The sequence below is a fragment of the Pseudomonas sp. AM4(2022) genome (assembly GCF_036346515.1).
GTDB lineage: Bacteria > Pseudomonadota > Gammaproteobacteria > Pseudomonadales > Pseudomonadaceae > Aquipseudomonas > Aquipseudomonas paracarnis.
In genome coordinates this window covers 114,003-137,383 of sequence record NZ_JAOTNW010000015.1, presented here as the reverse complement: position 1 = coordinate 137,383, position 23,381 = coordinate 114,003, and the positions used below count along the sequence as shown (strand labels likewise).

16 protein-coding genes and 2 pseudogenes are annotated in these 23,381 nt (G+C 61.9%); 8 read left to right on the top strand and 10 right to left on the bottom strand.

Annotated features, from left to right (window positions below; translation table 11 throughout):
* From ODQ19_RS20275 to ODQ19_RS20255, 5 genes are all read right to left on the bottom strand, one after another.
* The coding region (locus tag ODQ19_RS20275; protein ID WP_330211071.1) for a substrate-binding domain-containing protein at positions 1 to 606 on the bottom strand (606 nt) is incomplete at its 3' end.
* Between the two features lie 167 nt (positions 607 to 773).
* Positions 774 to 1,637 carry an SMP-30/gluconolactonase/LRE family protein gene (locus ODQ19_RS20270; protein ID WP_330211070.1) on the bottom strand — a complete coding sequence of 288 codons (864 nt, stop codon included), beginning with the start codon at positions 1,635 to 1,637 and terminating at the stop codon, positions 774 to 776.
* Between the two features lie 16 nt (positions 1,638 to 1,653).
* Positions 1,654 to 3,234, bottom strand: a complete 1,581-nt coding sequence (locus ODQ19_RS20265; RefSeq protein ID WP_330211069.1) for an aldehyde dehydrogenase (NADP(+)) — start codon at positions 3,232 to 3,234, stop codon at positions 1,654 to 1,656.
* Between the two features lie 10 nt (positions 3,235 to 3,244).
* Complete coding sequence (gene araD1 / locus ODQ19_RS20260; protein WP_330211068.1) at positions 3,245 to 4,237, bottom strand: AraD1 family protein; 993 nt, start codon at positions 4,235 to 4,237, stop codon at positions 3,245 to 3,247.
* 16 nt (positions 4,238 to 4,253) lie between these two features.
* Positions 4,254 to 5,576, bottom strand: coding sequence for an MFS transporter (locus ODQ19_RS20255; RefSeq protein ID WP_330211067.1), 1,323 nt, complete (start codon positions 5,574 to 5,576; stop codon positions 4,254 to 4,256).
* A gap of 191 nt (positions 5,577 to 5,767) precedes the next feature.
* Here ODQ19_RS20255 and ODQ19_RS20250 point away from each other — a divergent pair, with 191 nt between their 5' ends.
* Complete coding sequence (locus ODQ19_RS20250) at positions 5,768 to 7,504, top strand: IlvD/Edd family dehydratase (RefSeq protein WP_019817288.1); 1,737 nt, start codon at positions 5,768 to 5,770, stop codon at positions 7,502 to 7,504.
* Between the two features lie 48 nt (positions 7,505 to 7,552).
* Positions 7,553 to 8,275, top strand: coding sequence for a FadR/GntR family transcriptional regulator (locus ODQ19_RS20245; RefSeq protein WP_057704148.1), 723 nt, complete (start codon positions 7,553 to 7,555; stop codon positions 8,273 to 8,275).
* Between the two features lie 942 nt (positions 8,276 to 9,217).
* On the opposite strand, the gene ODQ19_RS20240 is transcribed toward ODQ19_RS20245, so the two are convergent.
* On the bottom strand, positions 9,218 to 11,347 hold the full coding sequence (locus ODQ19_RS20240) for a TonB-dependent siderophore receptor (RefSeq protein WP_330211066.1): 2,130 nt from the start codon (positions 11,345 to 11,347) through the stop codon (positions 9,218 to 9,220).
* 198 nt (positions 11,348 to 11,545) lie between these two features.
* The gene (locus ODQ19_RS20235; protein WP_054895667.1) at positions 11,546 to 12,637 is read right to left on the bottom strand and encodes an NADH:flavin oxidoreductase/NADH oxidase; all 1,092 of its coding nucleotides are present in this window, start codon (positions 12,635 to 12,637) and stop codon (positions 11,546 to 11,548) included.
* A gap of 90 nt (positions 12,638 to 12,727) precedes the next feature.
* Between ODQ19_RS20235 and ODQ19_RS20230 the strand changes: the two genes are divergently transcribed.
* Positions 12,728 to 13,027: an ArsR/SmtB family transcription factor gene (locus tag ODQ19_RS20230; RefSeq protein WP_003190545.1), complete on the top strand. Its 300-nt coding sequence runs from the start codon at positions 12,728 to 12,730 to the stop codon at positions 13,025 to 13,027.
* A gap of 10 nt (positions 13,028 to 13,037) precedes the next feature.
* Here ODQ19_RS20230 and ODQ19_RS20225 read toward each other — a convergent pair whose 3' ends face one another.
* Together ODQ19_RS20225 and ODQ19_RS20220 are read right to left on the bottom strand one after the other, a co-directional pair.
* Entirely contained in the window at positions 13,038 to 14,066 is a 1,029-nt protein-coding gene (locus tag ODQ19_RS20225) for a GGDEF domain-containing protein (RefSeq protein WP_165861673.1), read from the bottom strand.
* Between the two features lie 2 nt (positions 14,067 to 14,068).
* Complete coding sequence (locus ODQ19_RS20220; RefSeq protein ID WP_169922168.1) at positions 14,069 to 14,920, bottom strand: hypothetical protein; 852 nt, start codon at positions 14,918 to 14,920, stop codon at positions 14,069 to 14,071.
* 329 nt (positions 14,921 to 15,249) lie between these two features.
* Here ODQ19_RS20220 and ODQ19_RS20215 point away from each other — a divergent pair, with 329 nt between their 5' ends.
* From ODQ19_RS20215 to ODQ19_RS20200, 5 genes and pseudogenes are all read left to right on the top strand, one after another.
* On the top strand, positions 15,250 to 16,140 hold the full coding sequence (locus tag ODQ19_RS20215) for a bestrophin family protein (RefSeq protein ID WP_003190542.1): 891 nt from the start codon (positions 15,250 to 15,252) through the stop codon (positions 16,138 to 16,140).
* Positions 16,141 to 16,278: 138 nt separating this feature from the next.
* Positions 16,279 to 17,358: pseudogene (locus ODQ19_RS28215) on the top strand (HAMP domain-containing protein); the annotation flags it as partial.
* A gap of 327 nt (positions 17,359 to 17,685) precedes the next feature.
* A pseudogene (locus ODQ19_RS28210) lies at positions 17,686 to 18,222 on the top strand (methyl-accepting chemotaxis protein); the annotation flags it as partial.
* Between the two features lie 255 nt (positions 18,223 to 18,477).
* Complete coding sequence (locus ODQ19_RS20205) at positions 18,478 to 20,886, top strand: glucose/quinate/shikimate family membrane-bound PQQ-dependent dehydrogenase (protein ID WP_330211064.1); 2,409 nt, start codon at positions 18,478 to 18,480, stop codon at positions 20,884 to 20,886.
* 57 nt (positions 20,887 to 20,943) lie between these two features.
* On the top strand, positions 20,944 to 22,206 hold the full coding sequence (locus ODQ19_RS20200) for a carbohydrate porin (RefSeq protein WP_330211063.1): 1,263 nt from the start codon (positions 20,944 to 20,946) through the stop codon (positions 22,204 to 22,206).
* On the opposite strand, the gene ODQ19_RS20195 is transcribed toward ODQ19_RS20200, so the two are convergent.
* Positions 22,203 to 23,378 (bottom strand): XylR family transcriptional regulator, encoded by a 1,176-nt coding sequence (locus ODQ19_RS20195; protein WP_330211062.1) that lies wholly within the window; start codon positions 23,376 to 23,378, stop codon positions 22,203 to 22,205. The two genes, ODQ19_RS20200 and ODQ19_RS20195, sit on opposite strands and share 4 nt — an antisense overlap.
* Positions 23,379 to 23,381: the final 3 nt, after the last annotated feature.

Genomic DNA, 23,381 nt, shown 5'->3' with positions numbered 1-23,381 from the left:
GGGGGCGGTGAGGATGTGATCTTTAGGAATACCAGCTTCCTCCAGCGACTTGATCGAGCCGTCGGTGCGCTTCTTGCCGGTGTCGAGTTCGTTGAAGGTGTTGATCACCGCATAGGTGTCCTTCCAGTCCCAACCGCGTTTTTTCGCTTCGGCGGCCATGGCCGCGCCCTGCTTCTGGCCCACCTCAAATGCGGCCATGCCCAGGTACGGCACGTCTTCCATGAAGTTGCCCTTGGCATCGACAAAGCGATCATCCACGGCCATCACTTTCAAGCCGTTGGCCTTCGCTTTGGCGACAATGGCCGGGCCCAGGGACACGTCCGGCGGGCAGATCACGAAGCCTTTGGCGCCGTTGGCGGCCAGGCTGTCGATGGCCGAGAGGGTTTTCTCGCCGTCGGGCACCGCGATCTTGATGAGTTTGAAGCCTTTGTCCTGGGCGGCTTTTTCCGCAAACGCCCACTCCGTCTGGAACCAGGGCTCTTCGGCCTGCTTGACCAGAAAACCGATTTTCACTTCTTCAGCGGCCAGCAACAGGCCGCTCAAGCTCATGGCCGAGACCGCCACAGCGGCGCAGCACAGGGAACGCAAACCACGACGACGATTCATACGGGTGACTCCTTGTTGTTGTTTTTTTTCAATGTTCGTTTTGTGTACGGGTACTGTTGTGGCGAGGGAGCTTGCTCCCGCTGGGGTGTGCAGCGCCCCCAAAAAAGCCGGCTCCAGCTGCGCTGTCGAACGGGAGCAAGCTCCCTCGCCACAACAGCGCGTTTGGTTTATCCGGCAAAGCGGTGACAGGGCTTGCCTGGCACGTCGACTTTAATGGCCAATACCGCACCATCAAGGGGGTGATCCAATGGGCTCGCGGCACTGGTGATGTACAGCGTGGTGAGCTCGGGCCCACCGAACACGCAACTGGTGGGACGGCTGACCGGCAGTTCGATAATGCGATCCACCTCACCTGAAGGCGTTAGCCGCAGCAGGCAACTGCCGTCCCAACGCGCGTTCCAGATGTAGCCGTCGGCGTCCATGGCCGAGCCATCCGGCCCGCCGCGTGTGTGCGGCCCGAACCAGGCCTGGGCGGCGCCGAGTTGGCCGTCAGCCTGGATCGAATGCTGATAGAGCGTACCGTCCATGCTGTCGCCGAAATGCACCTGGCTGCCCTCCTCGTTCCAAAGCAGGGTGTTGGGAATGCCCAGCCCTGTCAGCAACGGCGTGACCCGCGCATCGGCATCGATGCGAAACAAACCACCGGAGCGCCGGGTAATCGGCAGGTCTTCGCCCTGCTCGCCGATGTTGTTCTGCATGGTGCCCAACCACAGCCGGCCCAGGGCATCGCAACGTGCTTCATTGCCGCGGTTGCCCGCTTGCGGGTCGGCTACGCACAGCAGGGTCAAGGCTTCGGTGGCCATGTCCAGGCGATACACGCCGCTGCTCAAGGTCACCAGCGCATCGCCGCGTTCACAGGGGATGAACGCCGAGACGTGCTCGGGCAACTGCCACACCTGCAACTGCCCGCCCAGCAGGCGCAGCGCCTGGCGCGCGGCGATATCCACCCAATACAGGGCCTGGGTCGGTACATCCCAGAACGGCCCTTCGCCCAACCGGGCACGGTGCGGGGTGACTGCGCTCAACGACATGAAGCCTCCTGATCGGTTACAGCGATTCGCGCGATGGCGTGCCATTTACCAGGCGCTGAATACGCAAGGGGTTGGCGTTTTTCAACGCGTCGGGCAGCAGGCTATCAGGGTAGTTCTGGAAGCACACCGGGCGCAGGAAACGGTCGATAGCCAAAGTGCCGACCGAGGTGCCACGGGCGTCGGAAGTCGCCGGGTACGGCCCGCCGTGAACCATGGAATCGCACACCTCCACGCCAGTGGGGTAACCGTTGAGCAGGATGCGCCCGACTTTCTGCTCCAGCAGGGGCGTGAGTTCGGTGAACTGTTGCAGGTCGGCCGGTTCGCCGATCAGCGTGGCGGTCAATTGCCCGTGCAGCCCCTTCAGGGCGGCGCTGAGCTGCGCCTGATCAGCCACTTCGACGAACACCGTGGTGGGGCCAAACACTTCTTCCTGCAGCACTTCGTCGCCGTCAATCAACAGACGCACATCCGCCTTGAACAGTTGCGGTTGCGCCTGATTGCCCGATTGCGCGCTGCCCGCCAGATGCTGGATGCCCGGGTGAGACCGGAGTTTTTCCAGGCCCTTGCCGTAGCTGCCCAGGGTGCCGGCATTAAGCATGGTTTGCGCCGGTTGCTCGCCGATCAATTGCGCCACTTGTTGTGTGAACGCGGTGAACGCAGGCGAGGCGATACCGATCACCAGGCCTGGGTTGGTGCAGAACTGGCCGCAGCCTTGTACCACCGAGGCGGTCAGGTCGCGGGCGATGCTTTCGGCGCGGGCGTGCAGCGCCTGGGGCAGCACGATCACCGGGTTGATGCTCGACATCTCGGCAAATACCGGGATCGGTTGCGGGCGCGCCGCGGCCATGTCGCACAGGGCGCGGCCGCCTTTGAGTGAGCCGGTAAAGCCCACCGCCTGGATCGCCGGGTGCTTGACCAGCGCCTCACCGACGCCGCCGCCAAAGATCATATTGAACACGCCCGCCGGCATCTCGGTGGCCTCGGCGGCACGAATGATCGCATCGGCCACGCGCTCGGCGGTCGCCATGTGCCCGCTGTGGGCCTTGAACACCACCGGGCAACCGGCGGCCAGCGCGGCAGCGGTGTCGCCACCGGCGGTGGAAAACGCCAGGGGGAAGTTGCTGGCGCCAAACACCGCCACCGGGCCGAGGCCGATGCGGTATTGGCGCAGGTCCGGGCGCGGCAGCGGCTGGCGCTCTGGCAGGGCCTTATCGATACGCGCCCCGTAGAAGTCACCGCGGCGCAGCACCGTGGCGAACAAACGCATCTGGCCGCTGGTGCGCCCGCGTTCGCCTTTGATGCGTGCGGCCGGCAATGCGGTTTCGCGGCAGACCAGTTCGACGAAGTCATCGCCCAAGGCGTCCAGCTCATCGGCCACCGCATCCAGAAACTGCGCACGCCGTGCGGCGCTCAAGGCGCGATAGGCCGGGTACGCCTGGGCCGCGGCCTGGGCGGCGGCGTCCACTTCCTGGGCGGTGGCCTGGTAGAAATCCTGGGGCAAGGCTTCGCCGGTAGTAGCGTCGATGCTTTGCAGCTTGATGCTGCCATTGGCGCTGCGCTGGCCGCCGATGTAGTTGTGGCCGAGGAACGGGGTCATGTTGATCTCCTTAAAGGGGGGTGACTTGGCCGGGTTCAAATGCCGCATCGCTGCTGCCGATACCGTTGATCAACGGCGCGCCGAATTCAGCCTGGCTGATCTCGAACACATCGCCCGGCTGGGTACGTATACCGTCGGCGAATGACAAGGTGGCGGTGCCGAAGAAGTGAATGTGCACATCGCCCGGCTTGAGGAATTGGCTGTATTTGAAGTGGTGGTATTCGAGGTTTTCCAGGCTATGGCACATATTGGCCTCGCCGCTGAGGAATTCGTTCTGCCAGATCACCTCGCCGTTGCGCAGAATGCGGCTGGTGCCCGCCAGATGCTCGGGCAGTTCGCCCACGCGCAGCTCCGGGCCATAGCTGCAACTGCGCAGCTTGGAATGGGCCAGGTACAGGTAGTTCTTGCGCTCCATCACATGGTCGGAGAACTCGTTGCCCACCGCAAAACCCAAGCGATAGGGTTTACGGTCATGCCCGATCACATAGAGGCCGCCGATTTCCGGTTCTTCACCGGCGTCTTCGGCAAACGGCGGCACCGGGAAGGCCTGGCCCGGGCGCACGACGATGCTGCCATCGCCTTTGTAGAACCACTCCGGTTGCACACCGGCCTGGCCGGCGCCTGGTTTGCCGCCCTCCACGCCCCATTTGAAGATCCGCATGGTGTCGGTCATCGCGCTGTCGTCGCCGGCCTGCTGGTGCATCTTGTCGCGGGCCGAGGCACTGCCCAGGTGGGTGAGGCCGGTGCCGCTGATCAGCATGTGGGCCGGGTCCGGGTGGTCCAGCGGCGGCAGAATTTTGTGTTCCGCCAACAAGGCGGTGTAGTCGTGGCTGGCGCCCAGGCCGAGGGCTTGCACCTGTTGCTGCAACTTGCCGCCGGCTTCGATGGCGGCCAGCGCCAGTTCACGCACGCTGTGGGCGCCGCGCACTTCGCGCACCTGGTTGCCTTCTACCACGCCGACGCGGCGCTCACCGTTGCTCAACTCGAACTGAACTAAACGCATGCAGGTTCTCCTGGATTTAAGTGCGTGTGGCGCCACGGGCGCTGGCGGCGAATTGGTCGACGGGCAGCACGTGCTTGCGTTCCAACAAGCGGTAGACCACGAGGGTCAGCAGCAACCCGAACACCATCACACCGGATAAGAAATACAAGCCTGAGGCCAGGTTGCCGGTGTACTCCTTGAGCGCACCGATCACGAACGGGCCGATATAACCGCCGAGGTTGCCTACCGAGTTGATCAAGGCAATACCGGCCGCCGCACTGGCGCCGGCAAAGAAGCGCCCCGGCAGGGTCCAGAACACGGCGGTGCAGGAAAACATTGCAAACGCCGCCAGGCACAGCGCGGCCATTTGCAGCACTGGCACGCTAAGCCAGGCGCTGCAGAACAGGCCGATGGCGCCCAATACATAGAGCACGGCGAGATGGCCGTAACGGTCGTTCAAACGGTCGGAACTGCGCGGGATGATCAACAGGCCGATGATGCCGAAGATGTAGGGCACGGCGGAGATGAAGCCGGTGGTGAGGTCGCTGCCGCCAAACTGCTTGATCAGGGTCGGCAACCACAGGCCGAGGCCGTAGATGCTCAGGGTCACCGGCAGGTAGAACAGCGCCAGCAACAACACGCGCTTGTCCTTGAGCGCATGCAAGGGGTTGCCGTGGCGCGTCTGGCCGTAGGCTTGCAGGTCTTTGTGCAGCTCGCCGGTGAGCCAGGCTTTTTCTTCCTCGCTCATCCAGTTGACCTTTTGGGGGCCGTCCGGCAGGTAACGCAGCACCGGCCAGGTCAGCAGGATCGCCGGGGTGCCGATCACGATGAACAGCCACTGCCAGCCGTGCAGGCCGAGGATGCCGTCCATGCCGAGCAAACCGCCGGACACCGGGCCGGTGATCATCATTGCAATAGGTTGGGAGAGGATAAACAGCCCGAGGATCTTGCCGCGATGGCGCACCGGGAACCACTGGGTGATGTAGTACAGCACGCCCGGAAAGAACCCCGCCTCTGCCGCGCCCAGCAGAAAGCGCATCACATAGAAGCTGTGCGGCCCCTGCACGAACGCCATGCCGATAGTGATGGCGCCCCAGGTGATCATGATGCGCGCAAACCAGCGCCGCGCGCCGAAGCGGTCGAGCATCAGGTTGCTAGGAATCTCGAAGAGGAAATAGCCAATGAAGAACAACCCGGCACCGAGGCCATAGGCGGCGTCGCCGATGCCCACGTCAGCGCCCATGTGCAGCTTGGCGAACCCTACGGCGGAACGGTCCACGTAGGCGATCAGGTACAGCAGGATCAGGAAGGGAATCAGTTTCAGCGTGATGCGCCGAATAAGCCGCAGTTCCTGGCTCATGGGGTCGATCTCCGATTGTTGTTTTTATAGAAGCTCGGGGGACGCCTCTGACGAAATCCGCCAGGGCCATACCTCAGTTAGGATCGACTATATAGTATGACTATTTGCAAAACAACACTTCCAAAGCGGCGATTTTGCGCTTATGTTTAAGCACGCATAGAACATATAGTCATACAATAAGAGAATCGATCATGCCTGACAAAAAGCCCGGCCTACGCTCTGCCCAGTGGTTCGGTACCGCCGACAAGAACGGTTTCATGTACCGCAGCTGGATGAAGAACCAAGGCATTGCCGACCATCAGTTCCATGGCAAGCCGATCATCGGCATCTGCAACACCTGGTCGGAGCTGACGCCGTGCAACGCGCACTTCCGCCAGATCGCCGAGCACGTCAAGCGTGGCGTGATCGAGGCCGGAGGCTTCCCGGTGGAGTTCCCGGTGTTTTCCAATGGCGAATCCAACCTGCGCCCTACCGCCATGCTCACCCGCAACCTGGCGAGCATGGATGTGGAAGAAGCGATTCGCGGTAATCCGATTGATGGCGTGGTGCTGCTCACCGGCTGCGACAAGACCACCCCGGCGCTGCTGATGGGCGCCGCCAGTTGCGACGTGCCGGCCATCGTGGTCACCGGCGGGCCGATGCTCAACGGCAAGCACAAGGGCCAGGACATCGGTTCGGGCACCGTGGTGTGGCAGCTCAGCGAACAGGTCAAGGCTGGCACCATCACCCTGGATGATTTCCTCGCGGCCGAGGGCGGCATGTCGCGCTCGGCGGGCACTTGCAACACCATGGGCACGGCCTCGACCATGGCCTGCATGGCCGAAGCGCTGGGCACGTCCCTGCCCCACAACGCGGCGATTCCGGCAGTGGATGCACGCCGTTATGTATTGGCGCACATGTCGGGCATGCGCGCCGTGGAGATGGTGCGTGAAGACTTGAAGCTGTCGAAGATCCTCACCAAGGAGGCGTTCGAAAACGCTATCCGCGTGAACGCGGCCATCGGCGGCTCGACCAACGCGGTGATCCACCTGAAAGCCATCGCCGGGCGCATCGGCGTCGAACTCGACCTGGATGACTGGACCCGCATCGGGCGCGGCATGCCGACCATTGTCGACCTGCAACCCTCCGGGCGCTTTCTGATGGAAGAGTTCTACTATGCCGGTGGCCTGCCTGCCGTGCTGCGCCGCCTGGGTGAAGCCAACCTGATTCCGCACCCCAATGCCTTGACGGTCAACGGCAAGTCCCTGGGCGAGAACACCCAGGACTCACCGATCTACGGCCAGGACGAAGTGATCCGCACCCTGGACAACCCGATTCGCGCCGACGGCGGCATCTGCGTGCTGCGTGGCAACCTCGCGCCCCTGGGCGCGGTGCTCAAGCCTTCGGCAGCGAGCCCCGAACTGATGCAGCACCGTGGCCGCGCCGTGGTGTTCGAGAACTTCGACATGTACAAGGCACGCATCAACGACCCGGAGCTGGACGTGGATGCCAACTCGATCCTGGTCATGAAAAACTGCGGCCCCAAGGGTTACCCCGGCATGGCCGAAGTCGGCAACATGGGCCTGCCCGCCAAGCTGCTGGCCCAGGGCGTGACGGACATGGTGCGCATTTCCGACGCACGCATGAGCGGCACCGCCTACGGCACCGTAGTGTTGCACGTGGCCCCGGAAGCCGCTGCCGGCGGGCCGTTGGCGACAGTGAAGGAAGGTGACTGGATCGAACTCGATTGCGCCAATGGCCGCCTGCACCTGGACATTCCAGACGCCGAGCTGGCAGCGCGCATGGCCGACCTGCCGCCCGCGCAAAACCTCATCGTCGGCGGTTATCGCCAGCTGTACATCGACCATGTGCTGCAGGCCGACCAAGGCTGTGACTTTGACTTCCTGGTGGGCTGTCGCGGGGCAGAAGTCCCACGGCATTCCCACTAATTGGGATGCTATGATGCGGCGAATCTAAGCCAGAGCCTCCCCGTCGTTATGGATCACCAGCCGCCCAAGCCGCGCAAGAGCCAGCATGCCCAGATCGTTCAGGACTTGGGCATGCACATCGTTTCCGGCCGCTTCAAGCCTGAAGAACGCTTGCCCATGGAAGCCACGCTGTGCGAGGAATACCAGGTCAGCCGCTCGGTATTGCGCGAAGCCACGCGGGTGCTCAGCGCCAAGGGCCTGGTGTATTCCAAGCCACGGGTGGGCGCGGTGGTACGGCCACGCTTGAAATGGCACCTGCTCGACCCGGACGTGCTGTCCTGGTTGATGCAGTCCACGCCCCACAGCGAGTTCTTCAACACCCTGGCCGGGGTGCGCCGCATCCTCGAACCGGAAATCGCCGCCATGGCCGCGACCACCGCCACCGATGAAGACATCGCCACCATCGAACACGCCTACCAGGGCATGGAAACCGCCAAGACCCACGAGGACCTGTTACAGGCCGACCTGGACTTCCACCGCGCAATTGCCGACGCCACCCGCAACGACCTGCTCGCCTATATGTGCAACATGCTCTCGCTGCCGTTGCGCGAGTCGATCAACATCACCAACCGCCGCCCGGACATCCAGGGCCTGAGTCTGCCTCGGCACAAGGCGATCCTCACGGCGATCCAGAACCGTGATGCCCTGGGTGCGCGGCATGCGTCGCTGGTGCAACTGGATGACACCCGGGTGGCGCTGGACACGGTGATGAATGTGTTGACGCCGTTGTGAGCCCGCGTCATTCCTGACTGTTATTGTTGGCCATGGGGCAGGTGTTATCGCCCTCTTTTTTCAGCGCGAGGACGGCCTGGCGCTCGGACAGCAAGTGGGTGATGGCTCGCCTGCGATATCCATAGGTATCGACACAACTTTGTAGGTTGCAGCAGCCAACAGTAACCACGATGCGAAGCGAGCCGCTCTTGATCTTGCTCTTGCTCTTGATCTGCTTTTGATCTTGATCTTAGGCGCCCCGTTAAACCACGCTGGCCGGAATTCGACAGGGATTTGGGGGCCCCCCAAATTACTGGCGGATTACGGGAACACCGAGCCTAGGCGAGGTGCCGAGTGGTGGGGCAAGAGCCCTTTTGGTTACTTTTGGGGCTCTTTTCCAAAAGTGACCCGCTGTAAAAGCGGAACCCTAAGTGGCCGTTACCGCAGGAATGGATATGTACTCGGTCTGACACCCTGTGTCGGCTGGCAGGCCGTCTTCGCAGGCAAGCCAGCTCCCACAGTTGGATCGTGGGGAGTCAGGTAGATAAGTGTCGGCTGGCGGGCCGTCTTCGCAGGCAAGCCCCCACAGTTGGAACGTGGGGAGTCAGGTAGATGAGTGTCGGCTGGCTGGCCGTCTTCGCAGGCAAGCCAGCTCCCACAGTTGGATAGTGGGGAGTCAGGTAGATAAGTGTCGGCTGGCTGGCCGTCTTCGCAGGCAAGCCAGCTCCCACAGTTGGATCGTGGGGAGTCAGGTAGATAAGTGTCGGCTGGCGGGCCGTCATCGCAGGCAAGCCAGCTCCCACAGTTGGAACGCGGCGCGTCAGGTAGATAAGTGTCGGCTGGCGGGCCGTCTTCGCAGGCAAGCCAGCTCCCACAGTTGGAACGCGGGGCGTCAGGTAGATAGGCGCCGTCGCGGGAGTAAGCTCCCTTGCCACAGATCCTGCGTCGTATCGCAGCTGTTCATCACAGGGTGTAGGCGACGCCCACCTGCACAGTTCGCGGTGCACCGGGGTAAGCGTAGATATTGCCGAACGCGCCTTCTTCATACTCACGGTTGAACAGGTTCTTCACATCCAGGTTCAAGCGCACCTGCTCATTGACCTTGTAGTAACCGAGCAGGTCGACCACGGTATAGGCGTCCATGGAGAATGCCGTATTGGCGGTCTGGCCGGCGCGTTGGTCGACGTATTTGCCGCCGGCGCCCAGGCCCAGGCCTTTGAGCGCGCCATCCTGGAACTCGTAGACGTTGAGCAGGCTGAAGCTGTTGCGCGGGATGTTCATCAAGCGAGTGCCGGAGCGCAAAGTGTTATCACGGGTAACTTCGGCATCCACGTAGGCATAGCCGCCGATTACGCGCCATTCGGGCGTGAGGTTGCCTGCCACATTGAGGTCGAAGCCCCGACTGCGCACCTGGCCAGCCGCGACACTGAAGGTATTGTCCACGGGGTCGGTGGTCAGCACGTTTTTCTTCTCGATCTGATAGATCGCCGCATCAACGCTCAACTGCCGGTCCAGCGCCTCCCACTTGATACCCATCTCGTAGGACTTGCCTTTCTCCGGCGCAAAACCACCACCTTCCCGGCTGGCGCCAGTGTTGGGTTTGAACGAACGTGCGGCGTCAGCATAGACAGCGACGGTGTCGGTGAGGTCGTAGATCACACCCACGCGCGGGGTGACGGCGTTGTCGGCGGCCTGCCAGCTTTTACCAACATAGTTCTGGTAATCATGCTCGAAACGCTCAAAGCGGGCACCCGCCAGTACTTTCAGCCGTTCGGTGAGGGCAACCTGGTCCTGCACGAAGGCCGCGTAGGTCTTGAGGTTTTCCTTATCGTGGGTCGGCGTTCGGGTCAGCGCCGGACGGGTTTGACCGTACACCGGGTTAAAGATGTCAATTGGATAGGTGCCCGCCGCGGCGCTGGAACGCTGGATAATCGACTTGTAGTCGTAGTCCTCGTACTCGATACCGGTAAGCAAGGTGTGATCAAACCCGCCCGTGGAGAAGTGCCCAGTCAGGTTGAGCTGATAGTCCTTGTCAGTCCATTCCAGCTTGCGGTAGTTGAAGTTGCGTTGCAGGGTGCGGCCATCGGCGCCCAGGCTGCCGGGCCCGTTGGCTTCGATGGCATTGCCTTTCAAGCTGCCGTCCAACCACTGGAAACCGCCACCCAGGGCCCAGTTGTCGTTCAGTGCATGCTCGAAACGCAACTGCGCCATGTTGTTGTCGTTGTGCAGCTTGCCAGCGCCCTTGTCGCCCCAGAACGTATCACGCGAGGGCGTGCCGCGCTGGTTGGGGAAGCGCGTCAGGCCACGGTCCAGCGGGTGGTTGTTGCGCATGAAATCGCCTTCGAAGGTCACCTTGGTGTCATCGGTGGCCTGCCAGGTGATCACCGGTGTCACGCCGTAGCGTTCCGTCTCGACGTGATCGCGGAAGGTGTCGCCGCCCTCGCCCACTACGTTCAGGCGATAGGCCAGACGGCCTTCCTCGTCCAGCGGGCCGGAGGCATCCAGGGTGCCGCGCTTCATGCCCTGGTCATTGAGCTGGCTGCCCAGGGTGACGGTGCGTTCGGCCAGCGGCTGCTTGGACACCACGTTGAAGGTGCCACCTGGGTCGCCACGGCCGTAGAGCATGGTCGCGGGGCCGCGCAGCACTTCAAGACGCTCGATGGTGTTGGCGTCCGGCATGTTCGGGTAACCGCGGTTGATCGGGAAGCCGTTGCGGTAGAACTCACCCGTGGTGAAGCCGCGCACGGTAAAGGTGGTCAGGCCCTGGCCGCCGAAATTATTGGCACGGCCCACACCTCCAGCGTAATCGAGGGCATCCTGCAGGCGCGTTGCACCGAGGTCTTCGACCACGTCCTTGGACACCACGCTGATGGACTGCGGGGTTTCATGAATGGCAGTGTCGGTGCGCGTCGCACTGGCTGAGCGTGTGGCGTGGTAGCCCTGCACGGGGCCTTGGGCCGACTCAAGGTCCGCGGTCGCGGTCACATTGGTGGCTTGCAGCTCGATACTGGCATTCTCGGCAGGCACTTGCTCTGCCCACACGAAAGGGGAAAACGCCTGGAGCACACAGATGGAAATCAGGGTACGACGCATGGGTGTAGAACCTAGTGAATAAGCCAGATGGGGCGGCAAACCTGCCAAGAATTCGCCGCGCATCATATATCAGGGCATTCTCGTTTGATATCGGTTCTCATTTGTTATTTTTCGCGTATCGGCTGTGTATCCAGTGCAAAAACCACAGGCGAAAAAAAGCCACTCAATCGAGTGGCTCATGCAACGCGCAGGCGTACCTCAGCGATAGCGTTCCAGCCAGTGCGCGTAAGGCGCCGGCAAGGTCCAGGAGGACTTGTCCACGCCCAGCTCCTTGGCAGCAAAGTAGGCCCAATGCGGGTCAGCCAAATGTGCGCGCCCCACCGAAACCAGGTCCAGGTGCCCGGCCTGCAGTGCACCTTGGGCCAGTTGCGGCGTGCCGAAGCCCCAAGCCGAGGTCACCGGAATACCAGCTTCACGGCGTACACGCTCGGCGATTGGCCCCATGAAAGCTGGGCCCCATGGGATGTTGGTGTCAGGAATGGTAAAGCCGACGCTGACGCTCAACAGGTCCAGGCCACCGTCCTTGAAACGGCGGGCCAGTTCAATGGACTCGGTGAGGGTCTGCTCATCACGGCCGTCGTATTCGATCACACCGAACCGGGCGGTGAGCGGCAGGTTTTCCGGCCAGACTTCACGCACCGCAGCCAGGGTTTCGAGGAGGAAGCGGCTGCGGTTGTCGAAGCTGCCACCGTAGGCATCGGTACGCTGGTTGGAATGCTCAGAGAAAAAGCTCTGGCCCAGGTAGCCGTGGGCGAAGTGCAGTTCGATCCATTCAAAGCCGGCATCGCGAGCGCGGCGGGCCGCGTCGACGAAGTCCTGCTGCACGCGGGCAATGTCTTCCAGGGTCATGGCACGCGGTACGTTGGGCAGGTTGGCACCGAACGCGATGGCAGAGGGGGCGATGGTTTCCCAGCTACGGGCATCAGAGGCCGGGATGTGGTCATCACCTTCCCAAGGGCGATTGGCACTGGCTTTGCGGCCGGCGTGGGCGATCTGGATGCCCGGCACCGAACCTGCGGCCTTGATGGCCTTGACCATGGGCACGAATGCCTGGGCGTGGGCGTCGCTCCAGATCCCGGCGCAGCCCGGGGTGATGCGTCCTTCAGGGGCGACCGCGGTGGCCTCAACCACCAGCAGGCCGGCGCCACCACGGGCCATGCCGGCCAGGTGGACGTGGTGCCAGTCGTTGACCATGCCGTCGTCGGCCATGTATTGGCACATCGGCGGGATAGCAATGCGATTGCGCAAGGTCACATCTTTGAGTTTGAACGGTTCGAACAAAGCCGACATTGAGAACTCCAGGAAGGGGTGGGTGATTCGATAGTTCGATGGTAATCGAACTATGGTATTGAGCGCTACCCCCCTGTTATGATCCGCCCCATGCGAGCCTTCAAACACCCTACCCCGCAAGAATTGACGCTTGAGCGTGTGCTGTACGCCTTGAGCGACCCCGTGCGCCTGGACATCGTGCGCTACCTGGCCAACGTGCCAGAGGCCACCTGTGGCGAACTGGACGGAGGGCGGCCCAAGTCCAGCATGTCCCATCACTTCCGGGTATTGCGCGATGCCGGCCTGGTGCACACGCGCAATGTGGGCACCACCCATATGAACTCGTTGCGCCGTGACGAGCTGGAAAGCCGCTTCCCTGGGTTGCTGGCGAGCGTTCTGTCACAGCACTAGACGGCACGCGTCAGGACAAGACCGCCTGTAGCAATGCGCCGTCCAGGTGCACACAGTCCTTGCCATTGCGCTTGGCGCCGTACAGGTTCTTGTCCGCCATCTTGAGTACGGCTGACAACTCGTCGCCCGGCGAAAAACGCGCCATCCCTGCACTGCAGGTGTAATGGTGGGGCGCAGGCACACTGCTGCGGATCGCCTGCAACAAGTCCAGGGCATAATCACAGGCCACCTCCACATCGTCGCCCTGCAATAACACGCCGAACTCTTCCCCGCCGATCCGTCCAAAGCTGTAGCTGCCCTTGGCGTTTTTCAGGCACAGGGCCATGGCGCGCAGGATCTTGTCCCCCACGTCGTGGCCATACAGGTCGTTTTTTTCTTTGAAACTGTCGATATCCAACATGATGAAGTAGCCGCCCTGCTCCCCACCGAGCAACTTCTCGAAGCTCTGCATAAAGGCGCGCCGGTTGAGGATGGACGTCAGGTAATCGGTCTCGGCCAAGGCGCGAAACTCGCTTTCCACCAGCAATACCGAACGCAGGTTCTTCAAGTAGGAATAACTCAAGATAAACCCGATGGACACCGACGCCGCGCAGAACAGCAGCAAAAACACCTCGGTGCCAGCATCTATATCCGCCTGCATGGGCGGCCACAGGATCAGCCAGATCAATAGCGCATCGGCTAGGTAATCCTGGACACTGATAAACAAGATCGCACTGCCCACCACCAGGGTCACGGCTAACGGCAAGCTATAGATACGCAACTCTTCATTCAGACGAATCAGATAGGCGAAGCCGACGGATAACAACACCATATAGATGACCCCCAGCACTCGCCAGAGCAGAAAGTTCGCGGTGGTCGCATGTACCCGGCAAACAATCAGCAGGCCCACCGTGACGCCCAACATATAAAGATCCAACTTCAGGGTCGGCGGAATCAGGAGCATGCCGACCCAGGCAATGATCCCTACCCATTCGGCTTGGGTCACCGCAGGTGACAACAAACTGCGCATTCTGGGCCGCAACTTCAAGTTAGCAGGCATCCTTACGCTCCCATCTCAATAGCATGCAGGCCCATCGCAAATGAAAAGGCCATGAACCGCTTTACCAGGCTGGCAAAGGGTGGCAGAACTTCCAGCCGGGTTTTGGAGTGGGCTTTGAAATAACCCTTTTCAACCCCCTCCTGCACCATACGGATAATGTGGGTCTTGGACACGGAAAGTTGCTTGGCCAAGGCCAGGTAGGAAGATGACCGGAAGGTGGCGCGGTCGTTCTCAGGGGCAAAGGCGTCGTTGTAGATCGCCAGCATCAACAGATGGCCGGCGTCGCGCTTCACCAGCCAATAACATTCGGGCAGCAAGACATCCACCGTCAATTCGGCCGCGAGAATCATGGCAAACCCCTTGAAATAGAGCGCCAGGAACTCGCGGTCATCCAGGTCGCGCATCTGCCGGAACACTTCCCTTTCGGGGTAGAGCAGCGCCAACGACTCAGTGAGGGCGGTGAGCATCAACCGCGCTTCGCGGCAGGCTTCATCCGAGGGTGCATACACTCTGAAGCGACTGTCTTCGGGGTGCGGCGCAACCTCCATGAAACCCAGGGCCCGGAACAGCAAAAAGATCGATTCCAGGCTGTTTTTCGAACAATATTTGCGCGTTACGCACAAGGCTTTAACTTCTGCCAACAACGGCAGCGGTGTGGAAAAGTATTGGCTCAATAATGCAAACGACACCATCAAGCGGCTGTATTTAAGGGCACTCTTGTAGAAAAACGGTCGTCTCGAATAGGGCACGAGCAGCACGTGGTAATGCGCTCTCATGCACGATTCAAAATCCTTATGACGTTCGAGCGCTTGCGCGGTATTACACATAGCCAACTTCAACGAACTGACACGCATGAAAGAGCCCTGATCATCCAACTTGATGCCACTGATCTCAGCTACGAAATCCCTGCAGCCCGGCCCCAAAACAAATCACTTCAAAATTCCTGCCATTAATGGCTTTTTGCCTCGAACGCAATGTACAGCGATTGCCGGACAAGACGTCATCAGTACCAAAGTTGTTCCACAGTCAAATGCCCCATGGCACACACTTACGCGCAACCTTTGGTTACATTCTCTCCGCCTGGCGGTTAGAGGACTAATCGATTCAGCACACTGCGAACCTTCCTTCCTCGGCGGCGTCGTAACAGGGGATTATTGCCAACCGCCCGCCGCGAGGTTCTCGTTTGAAAGCTGCCCTTCTGAAGAAATACCGCCTGATCATCAAGACCATGGGCTATGTGGGCTGGGCGTTGTTCTGGCTGTTGTTGTGGGATGTAGCGGTGACGGTGGATTTCATGCTGTTTCTCACCGCCAAGATCAATTTGCCGCTGATGCCCCTGACCTTGCTCGGCTCGGCACTGGTGGTGCTGATCAGTTTTCGCAACAGCAGCGCCTATAACCGCTGGTGGGAAGCACGCACGCTGTGGGGTGCGATGGTCAACAACTCGCGCAGTTTTGCCCGGCAAGTACTGACCCTGCTCGATGACGCCCCTGGTGAGGTGAACCCGGTGAAGTCGACGCTGTTGCGCCGTCACGTGGCTTACGTCAATTGCCTGGCTGCGCACCTCAAGGGCCAGCCGTGCCCGGAAGAAGTGCGAGCCTTTATCCCCGCCGAAGAATTTGCGCGCAACGGCGCCACCAATAACTTTGCCAATGACATCCTCACCGGCTCAGCCTCGTTGTTGGCGCGCGAATACCAGGCCGGGCGCCTGGACAGTATTCGCCTGGCGCGGTTGGAGTCGACCCTGGTGGACCTCTCCAACGCCCAGGGCGGCATGGAGCGGATTGCTAACACGCCACTGCCTTACCCTTATGTGTATTTCCCGCGGCTGTTCATTTCGCTGTTCTGCCTGATCGTGCCGGTGGGGCTCGTGGAATCCCTCGGTTGGTTCACGCCGCTGGCCTCCACAGTCGTGGGCTTCATGCTGCTGGCCATCGAACGCATCGGTACCGACCTGCAAAGCCCGTTCAATTCCAGCGAACACCAGATCCAGATGGAAAGCATCTGCGAAACCATCGAGAAGAACCTGCAGTCGATGCGCCGCGATGCCCTGGTCGGTGACCCGATCGCCTGATTCCCCCTCCTCAAGTGCCAACTCCCTCGGCCGATATACCGAGGGTACGCATGGCCTCGCCTCTCACAAAAACGCCTGCGACACGCAGTAGCCATTTTTCTCCCCTTGCCAAAACTATAAATACCCGCGGGTGAAGTCATGAATATCAAGCAGAAGCTGACATGGGCGTTTGCGGCCATCGCGTGCGTGCCGGTCATCCTGGTCGCCATTATCGTGGTGCTGAACCTGCGCGAGGGTGCGCTGGCCAACTTCCTCGACAGCAGCGGCCGCGAGATTCGCCAGATCGACAACGGCATGCAGCAGTTTTTCGACGGCATCAGCCAGAATGTCGACTTCGTCGCCAAGGATCCCCGCGTGATCGCGGCCAAGAACCTCAAGAACTACGCCGGCGCCGATGCAGCGCAAATTCCGCTGACGCCGACCAACACAGAACTGCTGGCGATTTTCGATCAGTTCGCCAAAAGCCACCCCAGCACCGCGTACCTGTCCCTGGGCCTGAGCGATGGCGGCTACGCCAGTTGGCCGGACGACGCCAAACTGACGCAATACGACCCGCGCACCCGCCCCTGGTACCAGGCCGCCATCGCAGCGCCAGGCAAGACCGTGCGCACAGGCGCCTACTACTGGGCCCCGGACGATGTGGTACTGATCGGCACCGTGCGCACCGTCGCGGATGCCACGGGCAATGTGCTTGGGGTGGTTGGCCTGGACGTGTCGCTCAAGCAACTCACCGAGCTGGTGCGCACCATCAAGCTGGGCGACAGCGGCTACCTGATGCTGGTGGAAGCCGACGGCAACGTGCTGGTGGACCCCAGCGATGCCACGCACAATTTCAAGCCACTGGCAGGCCTGGGAGCGAACTACGCCGAACTGGCCAAGCACGGCGATGGCGTGACCGAGGTGAGCATCAATGGCGTGGCCTACATGGCTAACGTGGTCAGTTCCAAAGACCTGGGCTGGCGCTTTATCGGCCTGATCAAGCGGGACGAAGTGATGGCCGGCGCCACTCGCCTGACGTGGTTGATCGCAGCGATTGCCGCTGTATTGGCCGTAGTGTTCGCAATCGTCGGCGCCAGTTTCGCCCGTGTGATCGTGCGCCCGATTCGCGGCGTGGCCGACGGTTTGCAGGAAATCGCCGAAGGTGAAGGCGACCTCACGCGCCAGCTCAAGGTGCAGGGCAAGGACGAAACCGCCAGCCTGGCCGGCTGGTTCAACCAGTTCCTGAGCATGATCGCGCAACTGGTGCAGCGCATCGGCAACGCCTCCTCAGACCTGCAAACCGCCGCCGCCGACACCAGCGCCGTGGCCAACAATATGAACCAGGCCGCCGGCCGCCAGCGCGAAGCCGTGGAGCTGGTAAGCACCGCGTTCAACGAGATGGTCGCCACCGCCAACGAAGTCGCACGTTCATGCAGCGCCGCCGCCACGAGTGCCGATGAGGGCTATCGCGACGTGCACACCGGCCAGCAGCACATCGGCGAAGCCACCGGCAGCGTGCTCAAGCTCAGCGAAGACCTGCAAAAATCCACACAGACCATGCAGTTGCTCGAGCAAGACAGCCAGAACATCAACACCATCCTCGACACCATCCGTTCGATTGCCGAACAGACCAACCTGCTGGCGCTCAACGCCGCAATCGAAGCCGCGCGCGCTGGGGACCAGGGCCGCGGCTTTGCGGTGGTCGCCGATGAAGTGCGCGCACTGGCGCGTCGCACCGCCGACTCCACCGGCGAAATCGACACCCTACTGGGCAACCTCGCCCGCCGCACCCAGGAAGTCACCCAGCAGATGCAAGGCAGCTTGCTGGTGTCCAACACCAGCGTTGCGCGCATCCAGCAGGCCCGCGACAGCTTCGACAAGATCCGTGGTTCGGTGGACTCGATTCGCGACCAGAACACCCAGATCGCCACCGCCGCCGAAGAACAGCACCAGGTGGCCGAAGAGATCAACCGGCATATCGCGCAGATCCACGCCGACGCGCAATTGGTGGAAGGCTTTGCGCACTCGGCGCAGACCGGTTCAGGGCGGCTGACTGATATTTCCGGCCAGCTCAATGGGCTGGTGGGCCGCTTCAAGTTCTGATGCCTTAACAGGCAGCGCTGGACCGTGGCGAGGGAGCTTGCTCCCGCTGGACTGCGTAGCAGGCCCCTTCTTTTAAACAAAGAGCGGGGCCGCTTCGCGCCCCAGCGGGAGCAAGCTCCCTCGCCACAGGGTACCAGCGGCCCTGCCCATCATCGCAGTACCTGTAACAGTCTATTGCAGGACTCAAATGTACTAACCGGTTACTTATCTTGCTAAAATCGCGTCTTTGCCCTCTCTCACTCGAGTCCATTCGACATGAAACGAGCATCGCGCGCCGCTGGCGTCTCTAGATTCTTACTCCTGGGCCTGGGCGTCGTCATCGCCCTGCTCGGCCTTGCGCTTGCCGTCGGCGGCGCCAAACTGGTCAGCCTGGGAGGTTCCTGGTACTTCCTGCTGGGCGGCGTGGTCATGGCCATTTCCGGGCTGCTGATTGCCCGCTGCAAGCCGGCCGGCGCCTGGTTGTTCGCCGCGTTTCTAGTGGCTACTGCCGTGTGGGCGGTGGCCGACGTGGGCCTGGAATACTGGCCGCTGTTCTCGCGACTGTTCATGTTTGCGGTGATTGGCGTGGTGGTCGCGCTGGTGTATCCGTTGCTGGCCGGCAAACCGGCGCGGGGTGCCTATGGCGTCGCCGCCGTGTTGGCGCTGGGCGTGGCGGTGGCAGCGGGCAATATGTTTGTCGCGCACCCAAGCGTTGCGCCCACCGGTGCAGGCCCGGGCGTTACCCCGGTGGCTGCGGCCGATGCACAGAAAGATTGGGCCCACTACGGTAATACTGAAGGTGGCAGCCGTTTCGCCGCGCTGGACCAGATCAACCGCGACAACATCGACAAGCTCAAAGTCGCCTGGACCTACCACACCGGCGACGTGGCCATCAGCGACGGCAACGGTGCCGAAGACCAGCTGACGCCCCTGCAGGTCGGCAACAAAGTGTTTATCTGCACCCCGCACAACAACCTGATCGCGTTGGATGCCGACACCGGCAAAGAACTGTGGAAGAACGAAGTCAACGCCAAATCGGCAGTGTGGCAGCGTTGCCGGGGCATGGCGTATTTCGACGCCAGCGCACCGATTGTCCAGCCGACCCAACCCAACAGCTCGCCGATCCTTGCCGCCAGCGTGCCTGCCGGTGCGCAGTGTCAGCGTCGCCTGCTGACCAACACTATTGATGCGCGCCTGATCGCCGTGGATGCCGACACCGGCAAGTTCTGCGAAGACTTCGGCATCCATGGCCAGGTGGACCTCAAGGCCGGCCTGGGCAATGTGCCGGACAGCTACTACCAACTGTCCTCGGCGCCGCTGATGGCCGGCACCACTGTAGTGGTCGGCGGTCGCGTGGCGGACAACGTACAGACCGATATGCCCGGTGGCGTGATCCGTGGCTTTGACGTGATCACTGGCCAGATGCGCTGGGCCTTCGACCCAGGCAACCCTGAAGACAAGCAGGCCCCGACGGGCGACGCCACCTACGTGCGCAGCACCCCGAACAGCTGGGCGCCAATGTCTTACGACCCACTGATGAACACGGTCTTCCTGCCGATGGGCAGCTCCTCCACCGATATCTACGGCGTGGAGCGCACCCAGCTCAACCACAAATACGGCGCTTCGGTGCTGGCACTCGACGCCTCCACCGGTGCCGAGAAGTGGGTCTACCAGACGGTCCACAACGACCTCTGGGACTTCGACCTGCCGATGCAGCCAAGCCTGATCGACTTCACCCCGCCAGGCAGCGACAAGGCCGTACCGGCCGTGGTCATCGGCACCAAGGCCGGGCAGATTTACGTGCTCGACCGCGCCACCGGCAAGCCGCTGACGGACGTGAAGGAAGTGCCGGTCAAAGCGGCGAACATTCCCAACGAGCCGTATTCCCTGACCCAGCCGAAATCCGTGGGCATGCCGCAGATCGGCGCGCAAACCCTGACCGAATCGGACATGTGGGGCGCGACGCCGTATGACCAGTTGCTGTGCCGCATCGATTTCAAGGGCATGCGCTACGACGGCCTGTACACCGCGCCGGGCACCGATAAATCCCTGAGCTTCCCGGGTTCCCTGGGCGGCATGAACTGGGGCAGCATTTCCACCGACCCGGTGCACGGTTTTATCTTCGTCAACGACATGCGCCTGGGCCTGTGGATCCAGATGATACCGTCGCAGAACAAAGCCCAGGCCTCTTCCGGTGGTGAAGCGCTCAACACCGGCATGGGCGCCGTGCCGCTCAAGGGCACGCCGTATGCGGTGAACAAAAACCGCTTCCTGTCGGTGGCCGGCATTCCGTGCCAGGCGCCGCCGTTCGGCACCTTGACCGCCATCGACATGAAGACGCAAAAGGTCGCCTGGCAAGTACCAGTGGGCACCGTTGAAGACACCGGCCCCCTGGGTATCCGCATGCACCTGCCGATCAAGGTAGGCCTGCCGACCCTGGGCGGTACGCTGTCCACCCAAGGCGGCCTGATCTTTATCGCTGGCACCCAGGATTTCTACCTGCGCGCCTTCAACAGCGGCAATGGCGATGAAATCTGGAAAGCCCGCCTGCCCGTGGGCAGCCAGGGTGGGCCGATGACCTACGTGTCGCCGAAAACCGGCAAGCAATACATCGTCGTCACCGCCGGCGGCGCACGCCAGTCCACCGACCGTGGCGACTACGTGATCGCCTACGCCCTGCCGTAACCGCCCCCTGTTCGCGCGGTGCTCCGGCACCGCGCTTTGTGTTTGGAAAGATCCCCCATGACCCCTACTCCTCATACCGCCTGGCGCCTGGCGCTGGGCCTGGCCTTTGCGGCCGCCCTGCCCGTTCAAGCCGACGACACTACCCTGACCGGCGACTGGGGCGGCCTGCGCCGCGAACTCGACGCGCAAGGTGTGCGCTTTACCGGTGACTACAGCGGCGAGACCGCCTACAACGCCCACGGCGGCCAGCACCGTTCGGCGCGCTATTCGCAGAACCTCAAACTCGGCGTGCAGTTCGACCTGGGCAAGCTCTACGGTTTCACCAACGGCGACCGCATCCAGCTGACCATCAACGACCGACGCGGCAACAGCGCCTCCGAGGACCTGGTGGGCAACCGCCTGCCGATCCAGGAAAACTACGGCGGCCTCTACACGCGCCTCACCGAGCTGAGCTACGAGCGCACGCTGTTCACCCCGGCGCTGAACGTCAAGCTGGGCTATATGGCCATGGGCAATGACCTAGGCGGCCTGGACAGCGGCATCCTGTGCAACTTCATGAACGCCGGGTTCTGCGGGCATCCGCTGAACATGTCCGGCGGCAGCGGCTGGGCCAACTACCCGAATGCGCACCTGGGTGCCCGGGTGAAATACGACTTTTCGCCCAACTGGCAACTGCGCGTAGCGGCGTTCAATGTCGACCCGTCCAGCAACGGCAACTCCAGCCGTGCCTGGCACCTGGGGCCCAAGCACACCACCGGCACCGTGGTGCCCATCGAGCTGATCTACAAGCACACGGGCAACCTGCCGGGTGAATACAAGCTCGGTTATTACTACGACAGTTCCGATGTAAAACGCATTGGCAGCAACAAGGACGTCAGCGGGCGTGGCGGTCACTACCTCTTGATCGACCAGGCTGTGTGGGCCTCCCAGTCATCCCAAGGCCGTAGCCTGCACGCCTTCGGCCAGTACTCCGCCGCCAGCCAAGCGGCCTCGCCGTTCACCAAGTGGTATGGCGCAGGCGTGGTGCTGTACAAGCCGTTCGAAGGTCGCCCGCGCGATACCGTCGCCCTGGGCTATGGCCGTGCGGTGCCGAACCCGCGCAGCCGTGATGTACAGGAGCTGGCAGCGCTCAACGCCGGCACGGCCTACCCCGACCTGGACACGGCTGAACAACTGATCGAACTCAGTTATGGCTACCAGGCCACGCCTTGGCTGACCTTGCGCCCGGATGTGCAATACATCATCGAGCCGGGGGCGTTTTCCGGGGAGAGCATCGACAATGCGCTGGTGCTGGGCTTGCAGGTCAAAGCGGTGTTCTAGTTCGTGCCCTGCTGATACTGACGCGGCGTACAGCCAAATTCGCGGCGAAACACTGTATGCAGGTACTGCGCAGAGGTGAAGCCGCAGCGTGCGGCAATGTCGGCGATAGCAAGGCCGTGGTTTTCCAGGCCCTTGGCGGCAGCGGCGAGTTTGAAGCGCAAAATCTCATCATGCACGCTGCAGCCGCGGGCCTTGCGAAAATGCGCTTCCAGGGACGAGCGAGAAACACCGACATAAGCGGCGACCTGATCGGTCTTGATGCCCTGGCAGGCGTACTGGCGGATAAACAACAAGGCCTGCATCACGTAAGGGTTGCCCAGGGGTTGATGCAAGCTGGACGCTTGCACGTTAATGGCGTCCGGCGGCACCAGCACCTGCGTGCCCGTGCAGGGTTTGCCGTGCAGCATCTGATGCAACAGCGCCGCAGCGGTACGGCCCATGGTCTCCGTGCCCTGGATCACCGAACTGAGCGGCACCCGCGTGAGGGTACGGGTCAGCGGGTCGTTGTCGATGCCGATCAACGCCACCTCCTCCGGCACCGCAATGCCCGCCGTCAGGCAGGCTTGCAGCAATTGCCGGGCACGGGCATCGGTCACCGCAATAATGCCGATAGGCTTGGGCAAGCTGTGCAACCAGGCAATCTGCTGCTCCACCGCGCTGTCCCACAACGGCGCACTGGTGCCCAGGCCGCGATACACCTCTACCGGCAAGCCATCGCGCTGCATCAAGTGGCGAAAAGCTTTCTCACGCTCCTGGGCCCACCGATTGGCCTGGGCTTCGGGCAGGCTGAAACAGGCAAACCGCGTCAACCCCGCCTCCACCAGATGCTCGTAGGCCAGCTTCATCAGGGCATGGTTATCGGTGGCCACATAAGGAATGCCCTTGGGGTACTTGCTGACATCCTCATAAGAGCCCCCCACCGCCACCACTGGAAGCCGACTGCCGGCCAGCGCCTCGCCAATCAGCGGGTCATCGAAGTCGGCAATGATGCCGTCTCCCTGCCAACGCTCGATACCGCGCAGGCGGCAGAGGAAGTCCTCTTCCAGGAACAGGTCCCAGGACGCACGGGTGCTGCTCAGGTAATTGCCAATGCCGGCGATGATGCCGCGGTCGTAGATTTTGCTGCCGTTGAACAGCAAGGCGATGCGGTGAACGGGCGGTAGGGTTTTCATTGT